Source organism: Pedobacter psychrophilus (assembly GCF_001652725.1).
Classification (GTDB): Bacteria; Bacteroidota; Bacteroidia; order Sphingobacteriales; family Sphingobacteriaceae; genus Pseudopedobacter; species Pseudopedobacter psychrophilus.
The window spans coordinates 1-18713 of the sequence record NZ_LWHJ01000001.1; the positions used below are offsets into that span (position 1 = coordinate 1).

Genomic DNA, 18713 nt, shown 5'->3' on the forward strand with positions numbered 1-18713 from the left:
TCTAATAAAATATCATATCCCATTTCTAGCGCCTTCATGCAGGGTTCGTAATGTAAATTATCAGGTGTAGAGATAATTACTGCGTCTGCAAATTTTGGTTTTTTGAAAACATCTTCCCAAGTATCAAATCTGTTTTTATCCTCAATATTATGGATTTTAGCATATCTGTCGTTCCGATATTTCACCGGTTCTGCAACGCTTATTATATCCATTTCCTGAGGGAATTTTGCTGCAAAACTTCCATAAATCATTCCTCTGTTTCCAGCTCCAATTGTAATTACAGTAATAGCTTTGTCTTGAGGGCGATGCGACTTATTGGCTGGGATATTATAGATAAAAGAATGATCACCAATGGCCCTATTACATCTGTGCTAATCACAGTTGCTCCTAGAGAGATACTTAGGGTTTTTAAAAGATTTCTTCTGTTCATTTCTAATAGGTCTATATTCTATTGCTAATTTTTTTTATTTACTTTCAGTTTCTTTTGTTATTACTTTTTAGACGCTCAATAGTTTCTTTAATATTTTTAATGTCGTATTCTGCACACTAAATATGAGATTCTCTTAAACAATCCATTTTGAAGTTGTTAACTATGTACTTTAAAATTAGCCTTTTTCGGAAAAATATTCGGCTTTATATAAAGAAACTTTCATCATTAAATCCACATAAATTCTTATTATAAAAGTATGAATTTTTTGCTGTTTTGAGTTTTAGACTTTACACACAAAACATTAAAATAATAGTTAAGAAACATTAAAATTTCAAATCTTTCGCATCAATCAACTCAATCTCCATTTTCATTTTCTTTTGAATTACCTTAAAATGATGTTCCTCTTCTGGAGTTATTAGAGAAATAGCTTCTCCTGGATTTTCTGAACGCCCAGTTCTTCCAATTCTATGGATATAATCTTTAGGAGAGCGTGGTAAATCATAGTTAATAACAAAGGGAAGAAATTTAATATCAATCCCTCTGGATAGAATATCGGTGGCAACCAAAACTTTCAATTTACCTTCTTTAAAATCAGATAAGGCTTGTGTTCTAGCAAACTGACTTTTTTTACCATGAATGCTTTTAGCCTTAATATTATTTTTATTTAACTTATTAACAACTGCATCGGCATCAAAAATTGAAGAAGTAAATATCAAAACCTGTTGCATGTTTTTCGTATCGATAAGATGTCTTAATAAAGGTCCTTTTTTTTCAGGAGAAACAGCATAAGCGGTTTGATTAATTAGCTCAACACTATTTTCATCTGAAGCAATGTGAATAATTAAAGGGTCATTCAACATCACACGCTTTATGATTTCTATATTGGGGTTTAATGTAGCTGAAAAAAGAAGGTTTTGCTTCTTTGTTGGTAATAATGAAATAATTTCATCCAGTTCTTTTTTGAATCCGAGATTGAGCATTTTATCAGCTTCATCAACTACAAATATTTTTACTTCATTTAAATGAACTGCATTTGTCGAAATTAAATCTAGCAATCTACCCGGAGTTGCAATTAGGATATTAACATTGCTCATGGTTTTCATTTGTACATTTACAGATGTACCGCCATAAACAGCCATAGTTTTAAAAGTAAAAGGAAGCGCTTTGCTAAAAGTTTCAAATACATCATTAACCTGTAAAGCCAATTCTCTTGTGGGTACTAAAACCAACACCGCAATATGTCTGTCTTTTAGTTTTGGTTGTTTTTCTAAATTAGCAAGTATGGGTAATACAAAACTTGCTGTTTTCCCCGAACCTGTTTTGGCAATTCCCAATACATCTTTATTATTTAATATAGCTGGAATGGCTTGTTCTTGAATTGGAGTTGGAGTTAGCAGATTATTTTGTTCAAGATTGTTTAAAAGATATTGTGGTAAACCGAGTGAAGAAAATGACATATTTTTAAATTGACTGGCAAATTTAACCAAGTTTTGGGGATTGATGTAAATTAAAAATTTAGCGTTATTTAATCTTTTATTTATTCCAAATGAATTGAAAGTAACAATTCTTATATAAATACTAATTTTGTTCTAAAATTAAACACCAAGCGTATTTATTTATTAACTTGTTTAATATTTAAATACAAACACCATGCAGCCTCTTAAGAAAGAAGATATCAACCAAGAAGTTTTCGATTTATATGATGATTACGCCCATAATAAACTCAATAGACGGCAATTTGTAGAGAAACTTTCGATCTATGCTATTGGCGGACTTACAGTTGGCTCTCTATTAAGTTTTATGTCTCCTGATTATGTGAATACACTTTTAGTGGCTACAGACGACCCAAGGATTAATTCTGATTATATTAAATATGATTCTCCTAAAGGCGGTGGTAGTATAAAAGCGTTGTTATCAATCCCAAAAGATTTATCAGGAAAATTACCAGGTGTAATTGTAGTGCATGAAAACCGTGGTTTGAATCCTTACATAGAAGATGTTGGACGCCAAACTGCATTACATGGTTTTATAAGTATTGCCCCAGATGCGCTGACTCCGCTTGGAGGTTATCCCGGAAACGATGATGATGGACGTGAAATGCAAAAAAAGCGAAACAGTAATGAAATGCTGGAAGATTTTATCGCTGCGTTTGATTATTTAAAAAACCATAAAAATTGCAATGGTAAAATTGGAGTGGTAGGTTTCTGCTTTGGTGGAGGAATAGCTAACAAGATGGCAGTGAATGTACCAGAACTTAAAGCCGCTGTACCTTTTTATGGTGGACAACCTACAGCAGAAGAAACCGCAAAAATAAAAGCTTCTCTTTTAATTCATTATGCAGCACTTGATACTCGGGTTAATGAAGGTTGGCCAGCTTATGAAACCGCACTAAAAGCAAATAAAGTAGAATATACAACGCATTTTTATGAAGGTGTTAATCATGGATTCCATAATACCACTACGCCCAGATATGATAAAGCTGCAGCGGAGCTAGCATGGCAACGAACCATTGCATTTTTTAGAGAGAAGTTGGTTTAGTTAAACTATAACTTGTAAAACTTGAAGATTTGATAATTTGTAAAGAAACGGTGTTAATGCAGAGCCATTGTATTATAGCAATAAAATAATTAATTAGCTCATGAATTAACGTAAACTACAATCATGTATTTTGTGCAAATTTGCTATTAGTAGCCGTATTTTTTCATATGTTGTTTTCCATTGTTTTTATACTTTTAGTTAATTCCGCATTCGAAGAACTCCATTTCTTAGTTTCTTCTAACCATATTGAGAAATTTTCTTTGTCTTTTTTTTCGTAAAAAGTATATAATAAATTATAACAATTTTCTCCATTATAACTTGTGTCTTTACAAATAGCTAATGCTTCTTTACAGCTTTTCGAAGCATCTTCTAATTTGCCAGATTTTAGTTGTGCATAAATCAATTCTTTATTGACATAAGCATCTGTAGGATTTGTTGAAAGTGCTTTCTGCAATACTTTAACTGCCTTTTCATAATCTCCTAGACAATTATATGAGAATGCTAATTCAACAGCCAAGCCTTTAAATTCGGAATTAATTTCATTAGCTTTTAAAAGAAAAGTTAATCCTTTTGAGCATTCGTTCCACCCATTGTACATATAACCCAAATTATAGAGTCTTTGAATTGAATTACTATCTGATTTATATAACTTTAACCAATCTGGAATAATTTTTACTTCTAGTTCTTCCAGCTTACCTTCCGGAATTAATGCAACTTTTACATTATTCGCTTGAAGCCTAACTTTCATGCTGGTTTTGTCAAGTTTTTTAGGGATAAATTTAAAGTTAGAATTAATTTTAAAAGACCCTTCAAAGTTTAAAGTTAAACCAGCAGTTGGGTCGATATAAATAAAGCCATAATTATAAGAACTGTCTTTATTGATTTGAAAAGCTACCCATTTGTCTTCACATTCAACAAATCTTTTGTTGAAATTCAAATCTGTCTGTGCTTTTAAGTTTAAGGAGGTTAGAGTAAGTAGAATTAAAAAATATTTCATGAGTAGATATTGACTTTCTTTTTAATTACCGTTAAAGTTTGAAAAATTTTTGCAGAAATGACACTAATGCAAAACCATTGCCATACTGCTCTAAATTAAGTAAATAAGTGATTAAATAACATAAACAACAATTATCCATTTTTTGCAAATTTGCTGTTAGCAGTAATTTCTTTGTAAATCTAGTTTCCGTGTTGAGCAATTTCTTTTGGAAATTTATCTGCAATTAGATTTAATTCAATATTATGTTCTAAATATGCTTTTAGTCCTGCTAAAACAATTGTAAAACCACCTGTTGAGTCTTTAAGAGCCTCAATAAGCTCGTCTCCAATCTTGTTAAAATCGTAATGTTTTATTTTTACAAAAGTTGTCCCATCCTTCAAAGGTTTGAATTCAAAATCAACTTTAGTAGGTAGATCAGCTGTAAACCAATCAATACTGATTTTTTTGTTTTTCAAGATTTCAGTTGCAATAACCTCTGTCGAGAAGTTATACATTTCCCAAGTCCAAGATACGGGTTTACCAACTTCTAATTTTCCACTACTATTTGTAAACCAAAAATGTTTAGTTATTTCTGGATCAATAAATGCTTGGAAAACTTCTGAAATTGACTTCCTGATTTGCATTTGTGCTTCTGAATATTTCAAATTATTACTGTCCATATTTACTGCTTATTTATGTGATAAATGTTTATGTAGTGTCGTTTCCAATGATCCCTAAAGTTTTGGGACTTGGCGAAGTGGAGGAAATTGAAATAAAAATGCTCAATTCAGCACTTCCTCCCCCATTTTCCTAAACGCATGTTGTCGGTTCGTTGTTTTATTTCGTTACAATAATCCATTGTTTTATAATTTCTGTCAACGCAACTTTTCCGTTTTCAATGTCTTGCCTATTTTTAAATGAAGCTATTGCTCTGTCATTTTCTTTCCAAACTAACATTTTACTCTTATTTGCAATCATTTTGTCAATCGGTTGCTCTTGTTTCTTTGCTCCTCTATGAAAAATAAGTTGAATTTGCTTAGTGGTTGTTGGCTGAATTCTCATAGTAATTCGGTCATCTTTGTTAAAGCAATAATTCGGTCCGTTCCATTTAATATTTTCGGATAAATTGTTGTCTGCTGATAAAATAACATTTCGCAAAAATTCAATTTCTTTTCTTAATGGATGATTTAGTTCTTCCAAAAAGTCAGTTACTTCACTATTTAGGTTAATTGTTTGATTAGCCATTGTTTTCAATTTTTTCCTGTCGTGTCGGCTCATAATAAAATATTGTTGAACCAGATTTTAAAATTTTTGTCTTAATGAGTTTCAACATAATCCTATCCTTTATTTGGTCAAATAGTTTTAGTCCTTTACCTTCGATAATAGGATGAACACAAATTTGAAACTCGTCTATAAGATTGCTGTTTAATAATTGAATAATTAAACTTCTACTTCCCACCGAAATGTCCTTACCCGATTGTTGTTTAAGTTCTAATACTTTTTCGTTAAGCGGTATGTCTGAAAGTTCTGCACTGTCCCAATTTGTGTCTTTTAATGTGCTGGAGAAAACAAGTTTTGGAACTTTGTCTATTGAAATTGCAAAGTCGTCCATCGATTTTTTACCAGAAGGATTTTGCAATATCGTTTTCCAAAACTGCATAAGTTCGTAGGTTATCCTTCCATATAAAATAACTCCTGTATTATCTAATAGATCAGAATAATGTTGATGTAAATCTTCACTAGGAATACCAGTTGTATGATCGCAAACACCATCAAGTGTCATATTAAATGCTGCAATTACCTTTCTCATACCATGTTATTTTGTTTTTCAAGATTTAAGTCGATAAATTCTATCCATTCTGTATTTTCTGTCTGAATATACCATTTGCCAATTATTATTGAGTTTTCTTCGTTAATTGTTCCAATAAATTTCAAACCATCTCCTTCGATCTTAAATTCATTATTGATTATAGAACTCCACATCATACCATCTTCGCCTTTAGAATTGAAGTATTGCATTTTTGCCTTTTCTAATGAATTATCCAATCTTATTATTTCAAACGTTTCACTTTTATCGTTACCCATTTTTACGTCTGCTTTATGCAAAATAAAATTACCGTCAAGGATTAATTCGTAACTGTCAATTCCTATCAATTTCAGATTTTCTTTTCCTGATTTTATTTCTCCGGTGGTTTTCCAAATACCAATAAGTCTTTTAAAGTTGCTATCCCCTATTTTTTTCATTGTGATTTTTTTTGATCATTTTTAAATGTTAGAGAGTCATTTTTCACTAACTGCTAACGTTTTGCGAGTTCGAGAAATAGCGGATTTGAAAACACTTCACTCTCGTTTTGGTAAAGAAATCTATTAAAACTATAGACCTTAAATTTAGCAATGAACCCGCTATTTCTTATACCCTCAATTACCTGCAGTATTTTTATTTTTTTTCGAAGAATTCGTCTAAAAATGCCGTTGCAAATTTCGAATTCAAAACATTTCCTTTACCTAAATCAAAAGGAGCACTTAAATTTTGGCTGTTTGCTAAAATCACTAAAGTCAAATTCTTTTCAAGAACTTTAAGGTATAATCCCGAATATGCGTTTGGTTGTAAGCCATAGTGCCAAACCAAAGTGTATCCTTTATATTTCTGTAAAAACCAGCCGTAACCATAAGGCGCAAAGGTTTTGTCTGTTAATATAAATGATGTTAATACTTTCTCTTTACTTTCTTTAGAGATAATGCTGTTATTGTTAAAAGCTTTGTCAAATAGCAATAAATCATAGGCTGAAAAAACAAGTCCAGCTCCAGCGTTTAATTCCATGTCAGGAAAGTCAACTCTTTCGAAATTTCCGTTATCATTAATTTTATAAGGCAAAGCAATGTGATCCAAAATGTCTTTTTTTGAGCTATCTAATTGTGAAGAAGCTGAATTTTGTAAATTAAGTTGCTTAATTACCAAACTATCCACCCATTTATCAAATTTTTGATTTGTAGCCGTCTCTACTACTTCAGAGAGCATTCCGTATAGTAATCCATTATACTTATAAGCTGTTCCGGGAATGTTTTCAGCTGTATGGGATAGATGGTGCTTTAATAAAATATCGTTACGCTCAGGATAATACTGATTTAAGAAAAAAGAGTATTCTGGCATTTCTCGATTAAAATATCGTAGTCTTCGTGTACAACTTTCAAGGTAATCTGGGTAATGGTCTTTAATTTTCCAATTCAAATCTAATTTTCCTTTCTCAGTCAGGTGCATAAAGATTGTTGAAAAAATAGGTTTGGTCAATGATGCAATACGCAAAGGTGTATTTCCTGTCATTGGAATTTTTTGCTCAACGTTAGCAAGTCCAAAACCTTTAATTAGTTGTATTGAATCATTAATAGAAATTCCTACACTAATTCCTGGAATTTTATACGCTGTTCGCAAAGAATCAATTTGTCTTTCAAATTGAGTTATTTTATTAATTTCATTTTTTTGCTGCGATTTACAAGAGATAGAAATAAGGAAACAAAACAGTAGCGTTAATATTTTCTTTGTCGATTTTTTCATATTGCAGGTAATGATTTAAAAATTTGTATACAAGTGGCATTGCTTGCAGTACCATCGTCGCACCTTACTAAATTAAATAAATAACTGATAAATTAAGTTAAACCACCATCAGCCATTTTTTTAAATTTGCTTTTAGCGGTTGAGCTTTTATTCAATTTGTCTTTCCTTTCTGCTGCTGTTACCTACTACCCTTTCTTTCGTCCGCTTTCTCCAAGTCTGTCTTTAGAATTGTCAATGCGTTTTTCAAAAGTCCGTTTATATTTTTCAAAAGGAATAAGTTTATCGCACCCCGAGCAAAAAAGCTTTTTGGGACTATTTTATAAGTCCATTCAATTTTGGTTTGTTCATTACCAAGGTCGGTAAATATCCAATCGCCTTCAATTCTTTTTGCTAAAAACCGAAGTTGAGAAGTAAAATCTTCAATTCTGTATGAAAATGAAGTGTGAGGAACAACTGTCAAAAGTGTTTCTTTTGAAGTTGAACCGTCTTCAAAATAAACAGTTCTTGTTAAACCTGCTTTAAACCACTTTTCTTTTTCATCTGTCTTTATAATTGCAGGCAGATTTTTGTGTTTCTTAAAAATGTGTGGTAACTCAACAGGAACAATGTAATTAAAAGCACTTTCAATAGGTGCGTCAATAGTCATTATGATTTTAGTCTGTGGAAATGTTGTCATTCTATTTTAAGTTTAAATTATACTGCAAAACTCGCAACATAATTCTTGACAATATTTGCCAAATGGCAAAAAGTGAATTACCTGATATTTTTTCTTATTCTGCTCAATGAAGATTGTGTAATTCCTAAATACGAAGCCAATAATGAAAGTGGTATTCTGTTTGCAAGCTGGGGGAATTTATCAAGAAAACTTATGTACCGGGCTTTTGCGTCTTCTGCAAGCATTGGACTAATTCGATTTACTTTTTCAATTAATGATTTTGCTGTGATTGCGTTAATTATGCTGTCCCAGGCGATGATTGTAACTGATAAGTCTTTTAATGCGTCTGCCGAGAAAACGAAAAGTTTGCAGTCTGTAACTGCCTGCACATATTCAGAAGATGGAATTTGGTAAGAAAAACTATTTAAGTCAACTGCAAAATTATTTTCATCTATAAAATACCTTGTAATTTCTTCGCCTTTATTATTGTAATAGCAAACTCGTAAAATACCATCGTCAACGAATGCGACTTGCCGGGCAATTTTCCCTGCTTCGGAAAAATAATCTTCTTTTTTTAGTTCAATTACTTTCGCTTTGCTTTTTATCAGGTCAATTTGTTGCTGGTTCAGTTGTCCAAATTGAAGCAAATAATTTATCAGATTTACCATTGTCGCAAGTTAGCAAGTGTCTTATTGTTAAATTTGTCAAATGACAAATAATTTGAATTTTGTTAGTTAGATGTTGGTCTGTTAAGGTTGCAGTTAACGTTTTGCAGCTTGGCGAATTGAGGGAAATAAAAGCGCAAATGTTCTATTTTGCACAAATGCCAAATATAATTACAAATGCAATTCTCTAAACTGTCTTTGTAACACGAAACCCCCGCCTTCTGGGTAAAGGGCTGTTAGCGGTTCATTGTTTATAATCGTTGTCATTTGGTCTAATTTGGTCAGCCAGTCTTTTAGGTGCAACTTCACAATATGCTGTTGTCAATGCGTCAACAAACATTTCTTCACTAACTTTACTCTTTTCAATTAGTGTCCACCCTTGTTTGCCCCATTTATTGTCAACAGGAAAAATAATTGCTTTATCGGCAGAGGAAAAAACATCTTGGTCAATTTCAGATAATTTGATACAAGCTCTTTCCTTTAATCCGTCATAAGTTGCAAAGATTTTCTTTTTTACTCTAAATGAAGTTTTTTCAAAATGAGGTTCTTCTGTAGCTTCTGGAAACGAAAGTGCCAATTTTCTAAAAGTGTCAATAGTTACCATTTGTCAAGCTATTTTTTTACAGGCGTAAGGTGAGTTAACACACAAAGCCATTGGTCATTTTCTTTCTTATAAACATCAGTAATCCATTCGTCTGCTTCCAATGGTTGTCCTTGCCAGGTTCCAGTATTTTGTCCACGTCCTGTTACTAATGCAATGTCTCCATAAACTTTTACTCTCAAAATTTCTTTTGTCATTGTCGAATGAGTTAGAGAGCCTTGTTCAAGAACTTTGAAAAAACCTTCTTGTGGAATAATTCCACCTTGACTATCCACGAGAACCCAGTCGCTTGTGATACATTTTTTAATTTCGTCAACTTTGTTAGAAATTACTGCAATGTTGAAGTTGTTTTCGATTTGTTGAAACTGTTTTTTTAATTGTTCTTCTATCATTTTGTTTCATTTGTATTGCGTCATAACCCTTATCAGTTGTGTCGTCCGTTACAATGACCACTAACAGTTTCGCGGCTTTGCGAGGTTGCGAAGTTCGTCACCAAGATTTTTCTGCTAAGATAAAATTCTTGCGAAAGATAAACTTGAAATTACCACACATTTCGCAATCTCGCAAAACCGATGTTATCTGCTGGTTTTTATTTATTTCAAAACGGAATTATAAATTTCATCCAACAATGTATTTCTAATTTTTGAGTTTCTTTGATTTATCAATATAATAATTCCCCAATTTTTAGCTCTATCATAACATATAATTGAAGATTGCCCCATAGAATCACCTGATTTCTGATAAAGTGTATTTTTTTCATCCGTCATGATGTTTGTGCCTAATCCTAATTCTCTTTTTTCATCCTTATAGAAGATTTTTTCTGTCACAATAGCGGCTTTTCCTATTGCTGATTCATTGTTTAAAACTGCTTTCAGGTATTTAACCATATCAAAAACATTAGATTTTATTAATCCAGCTGGTGCTGTAACATTCCAATTAAAGAATTCTTGAGCACCTCCGTCAGGGTTGTAACCAACTACTTTGTTTTTTACATCGAAGTCTTTAGTGAAAGTATTGGTCATTTTTAATGGATTTATTATTTTGCTTTTAATAATTTCATCATAGCTTTTGCCATATACTTTTTCTAATATTTGCCCTAGTAAAGTATAGCCAATTGTAGAATAACGGTATTTACCATAATCATCTAGACCAGTACAATTATTGATTATTTTATTTAATGTTTCTTCCGTTACATTGTTTAAAGGCTGCTGTGGATTAATCGCTATTAACTTTCCAAAATCAATATCAGGCAAACCAGATTGATGAGAAGCCAAGTCGGAAATCTTGATTTTGTTTTTGAGATTTTTATTTAAAATATAGGCTTTCGGAAGATAGTTATCGATGTAATCTTCTAGTTTTATTTTATTCTCAATAGCTGCCTGTGCAATTAAATTTGAAGTTAAAATTTTAGTAATTGAGGCAATTTCGAATAGCGTATTTTTGTCAACTTTAGTCTGACTATCCTTGCTCAAATTACCGTACGCTGTAAAATATGCTTTATTATTGCTAACGAAACCTACGCTAATGCTAACGTCAGGATTATTTTGATAATTCGTATTTATTATAGAATCAATCTTTTTAGAAATGTCTTGTCCATAAGATAGGTGGCTTACCAAAAGCGCTGCTAAAATTTTTAATGAAGTTTTCATTGTATCGTTTATTTTGTGTTAATAAATTATTTCGATACAAATTTGTAGAAGAATTGAAACTTATGCGACCGAATGGATGTATTCGTCCACATTTTTTTTAAAAAATTGGTACGAATAGTTAAAGTAAAAAGTACGAGTAATTACAACTATTTGTTTTTAAGGCTTTTACGATAATCAGTTGGCGTATTTCCGGTGTGTTTTTTAAAAGCAGTATTGAAAGAAGATTTTGAATTAAAACCAACTTCATACAAAATCTCAAGAACTGTGACTTTACTTGATGAATCTTTCATAATTTCCATTGTATTTTCGATGCGGTACGTGTTCACGAAATCATAAAAATGCTGACCCAACTGATGATTAATTAAAACCGACAATTCACGAACTGGAATACCTAAAGAATTTGAAATATCCTGAATCGTCAAAGCAGGATCAAGAAATGGCTTTTTATCAGCCATATATTTCTTTAATCTCAAAAGATCTTTGTTTAAAGTTTCAGGTTCGATTTTTTTCTCTTCAGAGATAATATCAGAAACCAGTTTTAATTTTGAATCAATATTCCTGAATAAACTGGGATTATTTAATGCTTTATATAAATACCAAAAAATGATGAAGAATTCAAATACCAGCAGTCCAATTTTTAGCCCTTCGGAAATGTTAGGATATGCTGTAAACTTAAATATGTTTTTTACTAGCGCAATGAAGTAAAAGGCTGACAATGCAAAGGTAAATTGAAATAACCAATTAAGTGATTCGATACTTGCTCCCGCATAATTTTCAAGATATATTTTCCTTGCTTTTCTCAATATCATAAAAGCTGCAACGATGTAAAACAACGTTTGAATGTGCATTAAAACATGATTAAACTGTATTTCTGGCATACTACTACTTTTTTCGAGAAAAAGGATTTTAGAATTCAGGTCGACAGTATAAAAGTGGGGTAACAAGATTAAATTTGCTATTAAAAAAACGATGCTGTGAACTAAATGTTTTGGTTTGAGCTTAAAATCAGAATAGCAGACCGATAAGACATATATATAAAAAGTGGGAAGTTGTAAGAAAAAAAATGAACTTATAAAAACTCTAACATTTAACGAAATATCAAACAATGAGTTTGTATTCCCAATCATATCAATTGCAGTTAAAGCGAGAAAAAACGCAAAAAGACGATTACTTAATTTATGTTCTGTTTTGACTGTGTATAAAAATAATGCTAGAAATAATGAAATGAACATTGTTATTACAGAGATTGTAACCAATAAATTAATTTTATCCATTAATCTCTTTTTTATTTTTCATTGATTGTTTCTTGGGTTCTAGCATTTTTTTAAGCTTCCAGCTAACGTTTTTGGGCTTGCGAATAAAGGGATTTCAAGGTACAAATCTTAAATATAACACAAATGTTCAATTTTGCACTTCTGCACTCGTTTTGCCAAACCCTTGTTAGCTGCAAGCGTTTTTTCGTTCACCTATTTCTTTGCGAAATTGGTTTCCAAAAAATTAAAAATTAAATCAAAATGTTTTAATGGTTCTGTGTGTCCTCCTTCAATAGCAACGTGTTCAAAATAATATTTAAACTTATTAGTTTTTAGCCTTGTAATTATCTTTTCACACATTGGTGTAGAAGGACAAATCTCATCCTTTGTAGCCGAAATCAATAGAATTGGTCCATTAATATTTTCAACGTTTATCAAGGCTTTTTCTTCTGCTATTGTGTCTTTCAGCATTGTTACAAATGTACTTCTTAAATCTCCTTTCATCAAAAAAGGAACTGCTTCTTCATTTACAGGCACAAATGGTAATTCTTTTTTTTGATATGTCCAGGTAGATGTAGTAAAGTGATTTGTGTTGCCTGGGAAAGTAACATTGCTTGCAACTAAGCCAACAACGCATTTAATGTTTTTGTAATAACTTCCTAAAAGTAATGCCAAATCTGCACCTCTTGAACCACCAACAATAGCAATTTTTCTTGTGTTTATCTTCTTGTTCTTGGCTGCAACTTCAATGGAATAATGAACATCTTCAATAGCAATTTTTTCTAATAATTGTGGTGTTCCTTTAGCTCCGAAATAACCAATGGCTAAAAAGGCGTAGCCTTTTTCAATAAATTGATCTCTTGTTTTTTTCCAATAGTCGCTTGTCCATGCATTGCCGCCTTCCGAACCACCAAGTCCAACAATTAAAGGTTGATTGTTACTGTTTCCGAGATATAATTTACTCTCGACATTTGGCGTTGCTAATTTTATTTGAGAAAATGAGTTGGACGAGATAACTAGGAAAAGTCCAAAAATGATGTGTTTTAAGTTTTGCATTTTTTAAGTATTGCGTTTGAAACGTAAAACTGAAACTTTTAATCGTCATAAATTTTGACCTATATCAAAAAATCACTTTTCGGCTCTAATTCTGCTCAAAGTTTCTTGTGTGATGCCTAAATAAGTTGCTATCATTCCCAACGGAATACGACCATAAATATCTTGATAGGTTGAGCAAAAATGGTCGTATTTTTCTTTTGCGGTTGTAAATCTTAAAGATGTTATTCTTTCTATTAAATGTCCAAAAACCGTACCCATAGAAAGGCGAGCGTAACGTTCCATCTCGGGGAAATTTTCTAACAGAAATACAAGGTCGTTTACATGTAAGCAAAAAACATCGGTATTTTCTATTGCGTCAATATAATAAATGTCGAGTTGTCTTTGCATAAAGCTACGTGGCGAATTTACCCATTCGGCTTCACTACAAAAATATTCACTTATCTCTTTTCCATCTTTTAAAAAATAAGTTCGCAAAAGTCCCTTTTGGATAAAGTAACTTTTAGTGCAAATTGTGTCTGCATTATGAACAAGTTTACCCTTTTTAAAAGTCTTGAATATAATTCTTTTAGCAAGTTCACTTTCTAAAGTGTTGCTTAGCTTTATATACTTTTCAAAGTGTCTGAATATTTCGTCTGTCTGTTCGATAGTCTATCTGTTTAATATTGGTAATACGGTTCGGGGCGTTTGCAGCTACCGTTGAGTATATAAAAAGTAGCGGCTAAAAATGTATAATTTACTGTTTATAAATTATGTTTTTCAACATGCTCGTCATTTCGATTTAGCACTATACTCGCTCTTTTTTTATATACCCTATTGTTTAGTTTTTTTTCGATTTCAATTTAAAAACACTAGTTATTCTTTATTATTTTTCAGCCATTCTTTTCGCCTGGTATCAGGTAAATGTTTAATATTAAATTCCTCAAATAATGCGTCAAAACCATTTCCATCAGGACTTGCAGCCATCATACCAACCATTACAGATTTGTTGTCCGAAAGATAAGCTACATTAGTCATATTGTATTTAATACCATCTAAAGAATAATATATTTCAACAGCATCTATTTTTCTAGTCGCTTTTATCCATATTGACTTTGGCTTTCCACTTAATTCAATTACGCTCCAATTACTATGTACGTCTGTAACTACTGTGCTAAAATTATAAACGCCATCAACGTATTCTACTCCTGTCTTTATCCAATGTTCTTCGTCAATTCTTAACATTAGTCCCATTTGGTCAAATCGAGTTTTATAATCTCCAGAAATTTTCATTGATACTTCAAATTCGCCACCTCTTGTTGTGTAATAAAATGGCCCATCATCAACTGTAAATCCATAATGTGTTTTCCTCCAATAATCCGATTCTGGTGTTACTTTCATTTTTAAATTTCCATCCTTAACTTCCCAAGACTCGGGTTCGTTAAGCCAATTCATTTTTTCCATATTTTGACCCATTAGATGATTTGTTGCAAACAAGCAAACTATAATTAAAACTTTTACTTTCATATTTTCTCTTTCAATTTGTTAAATTCTTTTTTAACATGATGTTGTTAAATTAGGCATAACGTTTTACAGCTATAAGAATTTGGCGATCTCGAAGCACTAAAATGTATGCCATCACAGAATCCAGATTTTCGGGACACAAAGCATTATTAAACTACTGAACCTCCGATTTCTTGTAACTGTTGTTAGCGGTTCATTGTTTTTCTACCACGGCATTTCTCCGTCTTCGTTAAAAAATTTTCCATTTGGCCCGTCATTGTCAATTGTTGCATATTTTACAATTACACCTGCTGTTTGGTCGGGAATTTTGTCGCCACGATGATTATTAAAATCTGTTGCAGTGTGTCCAGGATTTACAGCGTTAACTTTTATTTTCGAGTCTTTAAGTCCAAACGCTAACATAATGGTGTAACCGTTCAACGCTGTTTTAGAAACGCTGTAACCTGCGGATTTAAAAGGATAAAACTTCCAGGTCGGGTCGTTATGAAGTGTCAGCGATGAAAGGTCGCTTGTTACATTTACTATTCGTCCTGCTTCCGATTTTTCAAGTAGTGGAATAAATTCTTGAGTTACTTGAATTGTTCCAAAAAAGTTGGTGTCAAAAATTCGTCTAATCTCATCAACTGAAGTCGTAGCTGCTGGTTGCGGAACAGTTCCTAAAATTCCTGCATTGTTTACTAAGATGTCGAGACGATTGGATTTTGTTTCAATTACTTTTTTTGCTTCTGTAATTGTCGTCACTTTGGTGATGTCAATTACTATTGTTTCTGTGTTTATTAGTCCAAGTTTGTGAAGTTTTTCAACGGCTTGTTGTCCTAAACTTTTGTCACGGCAACCAATGTAAACGAAATGCCCAAGTTGTGCTAGTTGTTTTGCGGTTTCAAAACCAATTCCTCTGTTTGCTCCGGTTACTAAAGCTACTTTCATTTTATATTTTTATCGTTTGTTTATTGTCTGTTTATTCATTTCAGCACAATGACCACTAATGGTTTGGAGCTTGGCGAAGCATTTGAAAACGCCAGCTTGGATTATGCACCAAAGCACAATAGAATTACAAATGTTGAGGCTTGTACTTCAGCCCCTTTTTTGCCAATACCTTTTTAGCGGTTCGTTATTCTTTTGTCCAATTAATTTGTGTCACGTTGTTGTAGATTAAATACTGTTCCTGCTGGGTCTTGAATCCAATGCATATTGTTTGGAAGTTCTTCAATTTCGTCACAAGTTTCCACACCGTTCAATTGTAAATAGGTTGTCGCTTCGTCAACATTTGGAACGGTAAGCTGCAACCAGGTTTCCGAGTGAGTATAGTTGTCCACGCAGTCTAACCATATAACATTATTTCCAAACTTTACTTCGTGAGTTCTCGAAATTGTCGGATTGTCAATAGGCTTTTCTTCGACTTCTAGTTTCAAAATGTCTTTATAGAATGAAACCGTCTTGTGGTATTTACTTTTTGGAATTTTTATAGCAATATTAATTCCTGCTTCAAATCTTATATCCATATTCATCAGTTCTCGTTGTTGAGTCAAATTGTTCATTTCTTTATTTTTGCCTCTGATCGTTGTTATTCGGCTGTCATACTTGTTTCGTCATTTCTTTGTGTCAACAACAGCAAGATTATTGATAATTCTCCATTCGTTGTCAGCGTCTAATACTAACGAATTGTATGATACAAAATAATTTTCAGAACTTTCCAAGCGTAGTCTTACCATTGCAATATTTCCAATGTAATCAATGCTTTCAATTTTCATTATTCTTGGTAGTCCCCCAAAAAATCCAGCTTTTATATTCGATAAATATTTTTGTTTGTCAATGATTGTAACTCCTGATGTTCCCATAAAACCATTATTTGTTACTCTAAAATCTTTATGTAAAACATTATCTAACATAACTGAGTCGCTGTTGTCGCCACCTTTTACAAAGTTTGTTATTGCTTGTTCAATTTTTTCACTTATTGTCATTCTTGCCCTTGTTTAATTAATTTGTATTGTAATTAGTATTTAGGGTGTCGTTTACAATGACGCTAACATTTGGCAAGTTTTGTACTGAAATGGCGTTAAAGCAGTACTAAAGTTAGCTTGCATAAACTTAATTAATTTGTAGAAAGTTATTTTAAATAGGTCAGCCATTTTTGTACAAACTTATGGTTATAAGGCGCTTTTCTTTTTAAAGCTTTATCGAAAGTTCCAATTGTCCCCCAAAGCCTAGTTTCACAATTTTTTGAATCGTAGAGATGCGAGCTTCTTTTATATTGTTCTCAATTTTAGAAATATAAGATTTGGTGGTTCCTACTTTCTCAGCAAGTTGCTCTTGGGTCATTCCCATTTCAATTCTAGTGTCATGAATTAATGCACCAATTTTGAAATTTTCGTAGCCAGCTTCGAGTTCGTCACGTTCAATCGTTCCTCGTTTACCATAGTTTTTTACTTTAAACTCTTCTAGAGTCATCAAGTCATTATTTTCTATTTTCATATTCTGCCTTTATTTTAAGTGCGTGTTCGATTTCTTTCTTTGGTGTTTTCTGAGTTTTTTTTTGAAAGCCATGGGCTAAAACAATTAATTGACCTTTGTCGAAGAAACAAAAAATGCGAAAAATATCATTGCCAAATTGAACCCTTATTTCATAAAGGCCGTCAGTGTTTTCTAGATGCTTTAAATATGTTTCGGGAACTCTTTGCAAATCTTCGACTAAATCAAAAGTCCAAACAATCTTTGCTTTTACCTTCGTTGACTGTTTGTCGAAAAAGTCTTGAAAGTAATTTTTAAAGAAGATGATTTTTCTATATTTTTGATTTTGACCCACAAAGTAAAGATAAACAAAGTTTACCTAAAGTGAAACATTTGGTTTTTATTTTTTTCTGAGATTAGTTCAATTAAAATGCCTTATAACGTTTTTCTAATTTGTGCAAAAATGACATTGCTTGCAGAACCATTGTCGTACCGCACTAAATTAAGTAAATAACTGATGAATTAACGTAAACCACCGTCAGCCATTTTTGTGCAAATTTGCTGTTATAGCCAGTACTTCTTTTTATTAAACTTGCAGAGTTAGTTTTAAATGTCCGCCCAAACCTTTTTGAATGATTTTCATTAAGGTCGAAAGTCTAATATCGGAAGCGTCGTTCTCAATTCTTGAAATGTAAGATTTGTTAGTTCCACATTTTTCAGCAAGCTGTTCTTGTGTCATTCCCAATTTTGTCCGAGCTTCTTCAAGTAAAGCGCCAAGTCGGAAAGCCTCAAATTGCTGTTCCCATTCTTCACGTTTCGAATTCCCTTTTTCGCCATATTTCTTGTCAAGGATTTCGTCAAGTGTCGTAATATTCTTTTTAGATGTCATTTTGATATTCCTCCATTATTTTAAGTGCCTTTTCAATTTCCTGTTTTGGTGTTTTTTGACTTTTCTTCTGAAAACCGTTTCCGAGAACTACAATATTTCCCTTGTCGAAAAATGAAAATATGCGATAAATATTACTGCCAACTTCTACTCGTATTTCATAAAGTCCTTTTGTTCCTTGCAGATGCTTGAAAAACTTTTCGGGAACTTTTGGCGTAACCTTTATTAAATTTAAAGTCCATTCAATTTTTGCCTGAACTTTGTCGGTTTGGTCTTCATAGAAGTCGAGAAAATAATTCTTATATGCAACTACCTGTCTGTCATTATTCACAATACAAAGTTAACTGTTTAGACAACAAATTCAAAATATTTTCTAGCCGATTCTGTCGGGTAGTATTGGCTATAACGGTTTGCTAATTTGCGCAGAAATGGCATTGCTTGCAGAACCATTGTCGTACCATACTAAATTAAATAAATAACTGATGAACTGACGTAAACCACCG

25 protein-coding genes are annotated in these 18713 nt (G+C 32.2%); 1 reads left to right on the plus strand and 24 read right to left on the minus strand.

The window, feature by feature from the left end:
• Both A5893_RS17980 and A5893_RS00010 read right to left on the minus strand, forming a co-directional pair.
• Window positions 1–251 (minus strand): Gfo/Idh/MocA family oxidoreductase (locus tag A5893_RS17980; RefSeq protein ID WP_232456777.1); only part of this gene is annotated, 251 nt, incomplete at its 3' end.
• 502 nt (window positions 252–753) lie between these two features.
• Window positions 754–1887, minus strand: a complete 1134-nt coding sequence (locus A5893_RS00010) for a DEAD/DEAH box helicase (protein WP_068820491.1) — start codon at window positions 1885–1887, stop codon at window positions 754–756.
• A 193-nt stretch (window positions 1888–2080) separates the two neighbouring features.
• On the opposite strand from A5893_RS00010, the gene A5893_RS00015 reads away from it, so the two are divergent.
• Window positions 2081–2968, plus strand: a complete 888-nt coding sequence (locus A5893_RS00015; RefSeq protein WP_068820492.1) for a dienelactone hydrolase family protein — start codon at window positions 2081–2083, stop codon at window positions 2966–2968.
• Window positions 2969–3131: 163 nt separating this feature from the next.
• On the opposite strand, the gene A5893_RS00020 is transcribed toward A5893_RS00015, so the two are convergent.
• The 22 genes from A5893_RS00020 to A5893_RS00125 all read right to left on the minus strand — a co-directional run bounded on the left by A5893_RS00020 (window position 3132) and on the right by A5893_RS00125 (window position 18541).
• Window positions 3132–3965, minus strand: coding sequence for a tetratricopeptide repeat protein (locus A5893_RS00020; protein WP_068820493.1), 834 nt, complete (start codon window positions 3963–3965; stop codon window positions 3132–3134).
• 179 nt (window positions 3966–4144) lie between these two features.
• Window positions 4145–4624, minus strand: coding sequence for an SRPBCC family protein (locus tag A5893_RS00025; protein ID WP_068820494.1), 480 nt, complete (start codon window positions 4622–4624; stop codon window positions 4145–4147).
• A 157-nt stretch (window positions 4625–4781) separates the two neighbouring features.
• On the minus strand, window positions 4782–5189 hold the full coding sequence (locus tag A5893_RS00030) for a DUF1801 domain-containing protein (RefSeq protein WP_068820495.1): 408 nt from the start codon (window positions 5187–5189) through the stop codon (window positions 4782–4784).
• Window positions 5182–5754 carry a dihydrofolate reductase family protein gene (locus tag A5893_RS00035; RefSeq protein ID WP_068820496.1) on the minus strand — a complete coding sequence of 191 codons (573 nt, stop codon included), beginning with the start codon at window positions 5752–5754 and terminating at the stop codon, window positions 5182–5184. Before A5893_RS00035 ends, A5893_RS00030 begins: the two co-directional genes overlap by 8 nt.
• Complete coding sequence (locus A5893_RS00040; protein WP_068820497.1) at window positions 5751–6188, minus strand: hypothetical protein; 438 nt, start codon at window positions 6186–6188, stop codon at window positions 5751–5753. Before A5893_RS00040 ends, A5893_RS00035 begins: the two co-directional genes overlap by 4 nt.
• Window positions 6189–6381: 193 nt before the next feature.
• Window positions 6382–7497: a serine hydrolase domain-containing protein gene (locus A5893_RS00045; RefSeq protein WP_068820498.1), complete on the minus strand. Its 1116-nt coding sequence runs from the start codon at window positions 7495–7497 to the stop codon at window positions 6382–6384.
• A 178-nt stretch (window positions 7498–7675) separates the two neighbouring features.
• Window positions 7676–8173 carry an SRPBCC family protein gene (locus tag A5893_RS00050; protein ID WP_068820499.1) on the minus strand — a complete coding sequence of 166 codons (498 nt, stop codon included), beginning with the start codon at window positions 8171–8173 and terminating at the stop codon, window positions 7676–7678.
• A gap of 77 nt (window positions 8174–8250) precedes the next feature.
• Entirely contained in the window at window positions 8251–8820 is a 570-nt protein-coding gene (locus A5893_RS00055) for a Crp/Fnr family transcriptional regulator (protein ID WP_068820500.1), read from the minus strand.
• A gap of 241 nt (window positions 8821–9061) precedes the next feature.
• Window positions 9062–9421 carry an MmcQ/YjbR family DNA-binding protein gene (locus A5893_RS00060; protein ID WP_068820501.1) on the minus strand — a complete coding sequence of 120 codons (360 nt, stop codon included), beginning with the start codon at window positions 9419–9421 and terminating at the stop codon, window positions 9062–9064.
• 8 nt (window positions 9422–9429) lie between these two features.
• Complete coding sequence (locus A5893_RS00065) at window positions 9430–9810, minus strand: nuclear transport factor 2 family protein (protein WP_068820502.1); 381 nt, start codon at window positions 9808–9810, stop codon at window positions 9430–9432.
• A 201-nt stretch (window positions 9811–10011) separates the two neighbouring features.
• Entirely contained in the window at window positions 10012–11067 is a 1056-nt protein-coding gene (locus tag A5893_RS00070; RefSeq protein ID WP_068820503.1) for a serine hydrolase domain-containing protein, read from the minus strand.
• A gap of 146 nt (window positions 11068–11213) precedes the next feature.
• Complete coding sequence (locus A5893_RS00075) at window positions 11214–12341, minus strand: helix-turn-helix domain-containing protein (protein WP_068820504.1); 1128 nt, start codon at window positions 12339–12341, stop codon at window positions 11214–11216.
• A 192-nt stretch (window positions 12342–12533) separates the two neighbouring features.
• A complete protein-coding gene (locus A5893_RS00080; protein WP_068820505.1) occupies window positions 12534–13376 on the minus strand; it encodes an acyl-CoA thioester hydrolase/BAAT C-terminal domain-containing protein in 843 nt (280 codons plus the stop codon).
• A gap of 72 nt (window positions 13377–13448) precedes the next feature.
• On the minus strand, window positions 13449–13850 hold the full coding sequence (locus tag A5893_RS00085) for a Crp/Fnr family transcriptional regulator (protein WP_068820506.1): 402 nt from the start codon (window positions 13848–13850) through the stop codon (window positions 13449–13451).
• Window positions 13851–14228: 378 nt separating this feature from the next.
• Window positions 14229–14879, minus strand: coding sequence for a DUF1349 domain-containing protein (locus tag A5893_RS00090; protein WP_068820507.1), 651 nt, complete (start codon window positions 14877–14879; stop codon window positions 14229–14231).
• A gap of 201 nt (window positions 14880–15080) precedes the next feature.
• Window positions 15081–15803 (minus strand): SDR family oxidoreductase, encoded by a 723-nt coding sequence (locus tag A5893_RS00095; RefSeq protein WP_068820508.1) that lies wholly within the window; start codon window positions 15801–15803, stop codon window positions 15081–15083.
• 200 nt (window positions 15804–16003) lie between these two features.
• Complete coding sequence (locus tag A5893_RS00100) at window positions 16004–16414, minus strand: VOC family protein (RefSeq protein ID WP_198342226.1); 411 nt, start codon at window positions 16412–16414, stop codon at window positions 16004–16006.
• 51 nt (window positions 16415–16465) lie between these two features.
• Window positions 16466–16837 carry a nuclear transport factor 2 family protein gene (locus A5893_RS00105; RefSeq protein ID WP_068820509.1) on the minus strand — a complete coding sequence of 124 codons (372 nt, stop codon included), beginning with the start codon at window positions 16835–16837 and terminating at the stop codon, window positions 16466–16468.
• Between the two features lie 205 nt (window positions 16838–17042).
• Window positions 17043–17348 (minus strand): helix-turn-helix domain-containing protein, encoded by a 306-nt coding sequence (locus A5893_RS00110; RefSeq protein WP_068820510.1) that lies wholly within the window; start codon window positions 17346–17348, stop codon window positions 17043–17045.
• Window positions 17332–17679 carry a type II toxin-antitoxin system RelE/ParE family toxin gene (locus A5893_RS00115; protein WP_068820511.1) on the minus strand — a complete coding sequence of 116 codons (348 nt, stop codon included), beginning with the start codon at window positions 17677–17679 and terminating at the stop codon, window positions 17332–17334. Before A5893_RS00115 ends, A5893_RS00110 begins: the two co-directional genes overlap by 17 nt.
• 231 nt (window positions 17680–17910) lie before the next feature.
• Entirely contained in the window at window positions 17911–18213 is a 303-nt protein-coding gene (locus tag A5893_RS00120; RefSeq protein ID WP_068820512.1) for a helix-turn-helix domain-containing protein, read from the minus strand.
• Window positions 18203–18541 (minus strand): type II toxin-antitoxin system RelE/ParE family toxin, encoded by a 339-nt coding sequence (locus tag A5893_RS00125; RefSeq protein WP_068820513.1) that lies wholly within the window; start codon window positions 18539–18541, stop codon window positions 18203–18205. The genes A5893_RS00120 and A5893_RS00125 overlap by 11 nt, the downstream gene beginning before the upstream one ends.
• Between the last annotated feature and the right edge of the window lie 172 nt (window positions 18542–18713).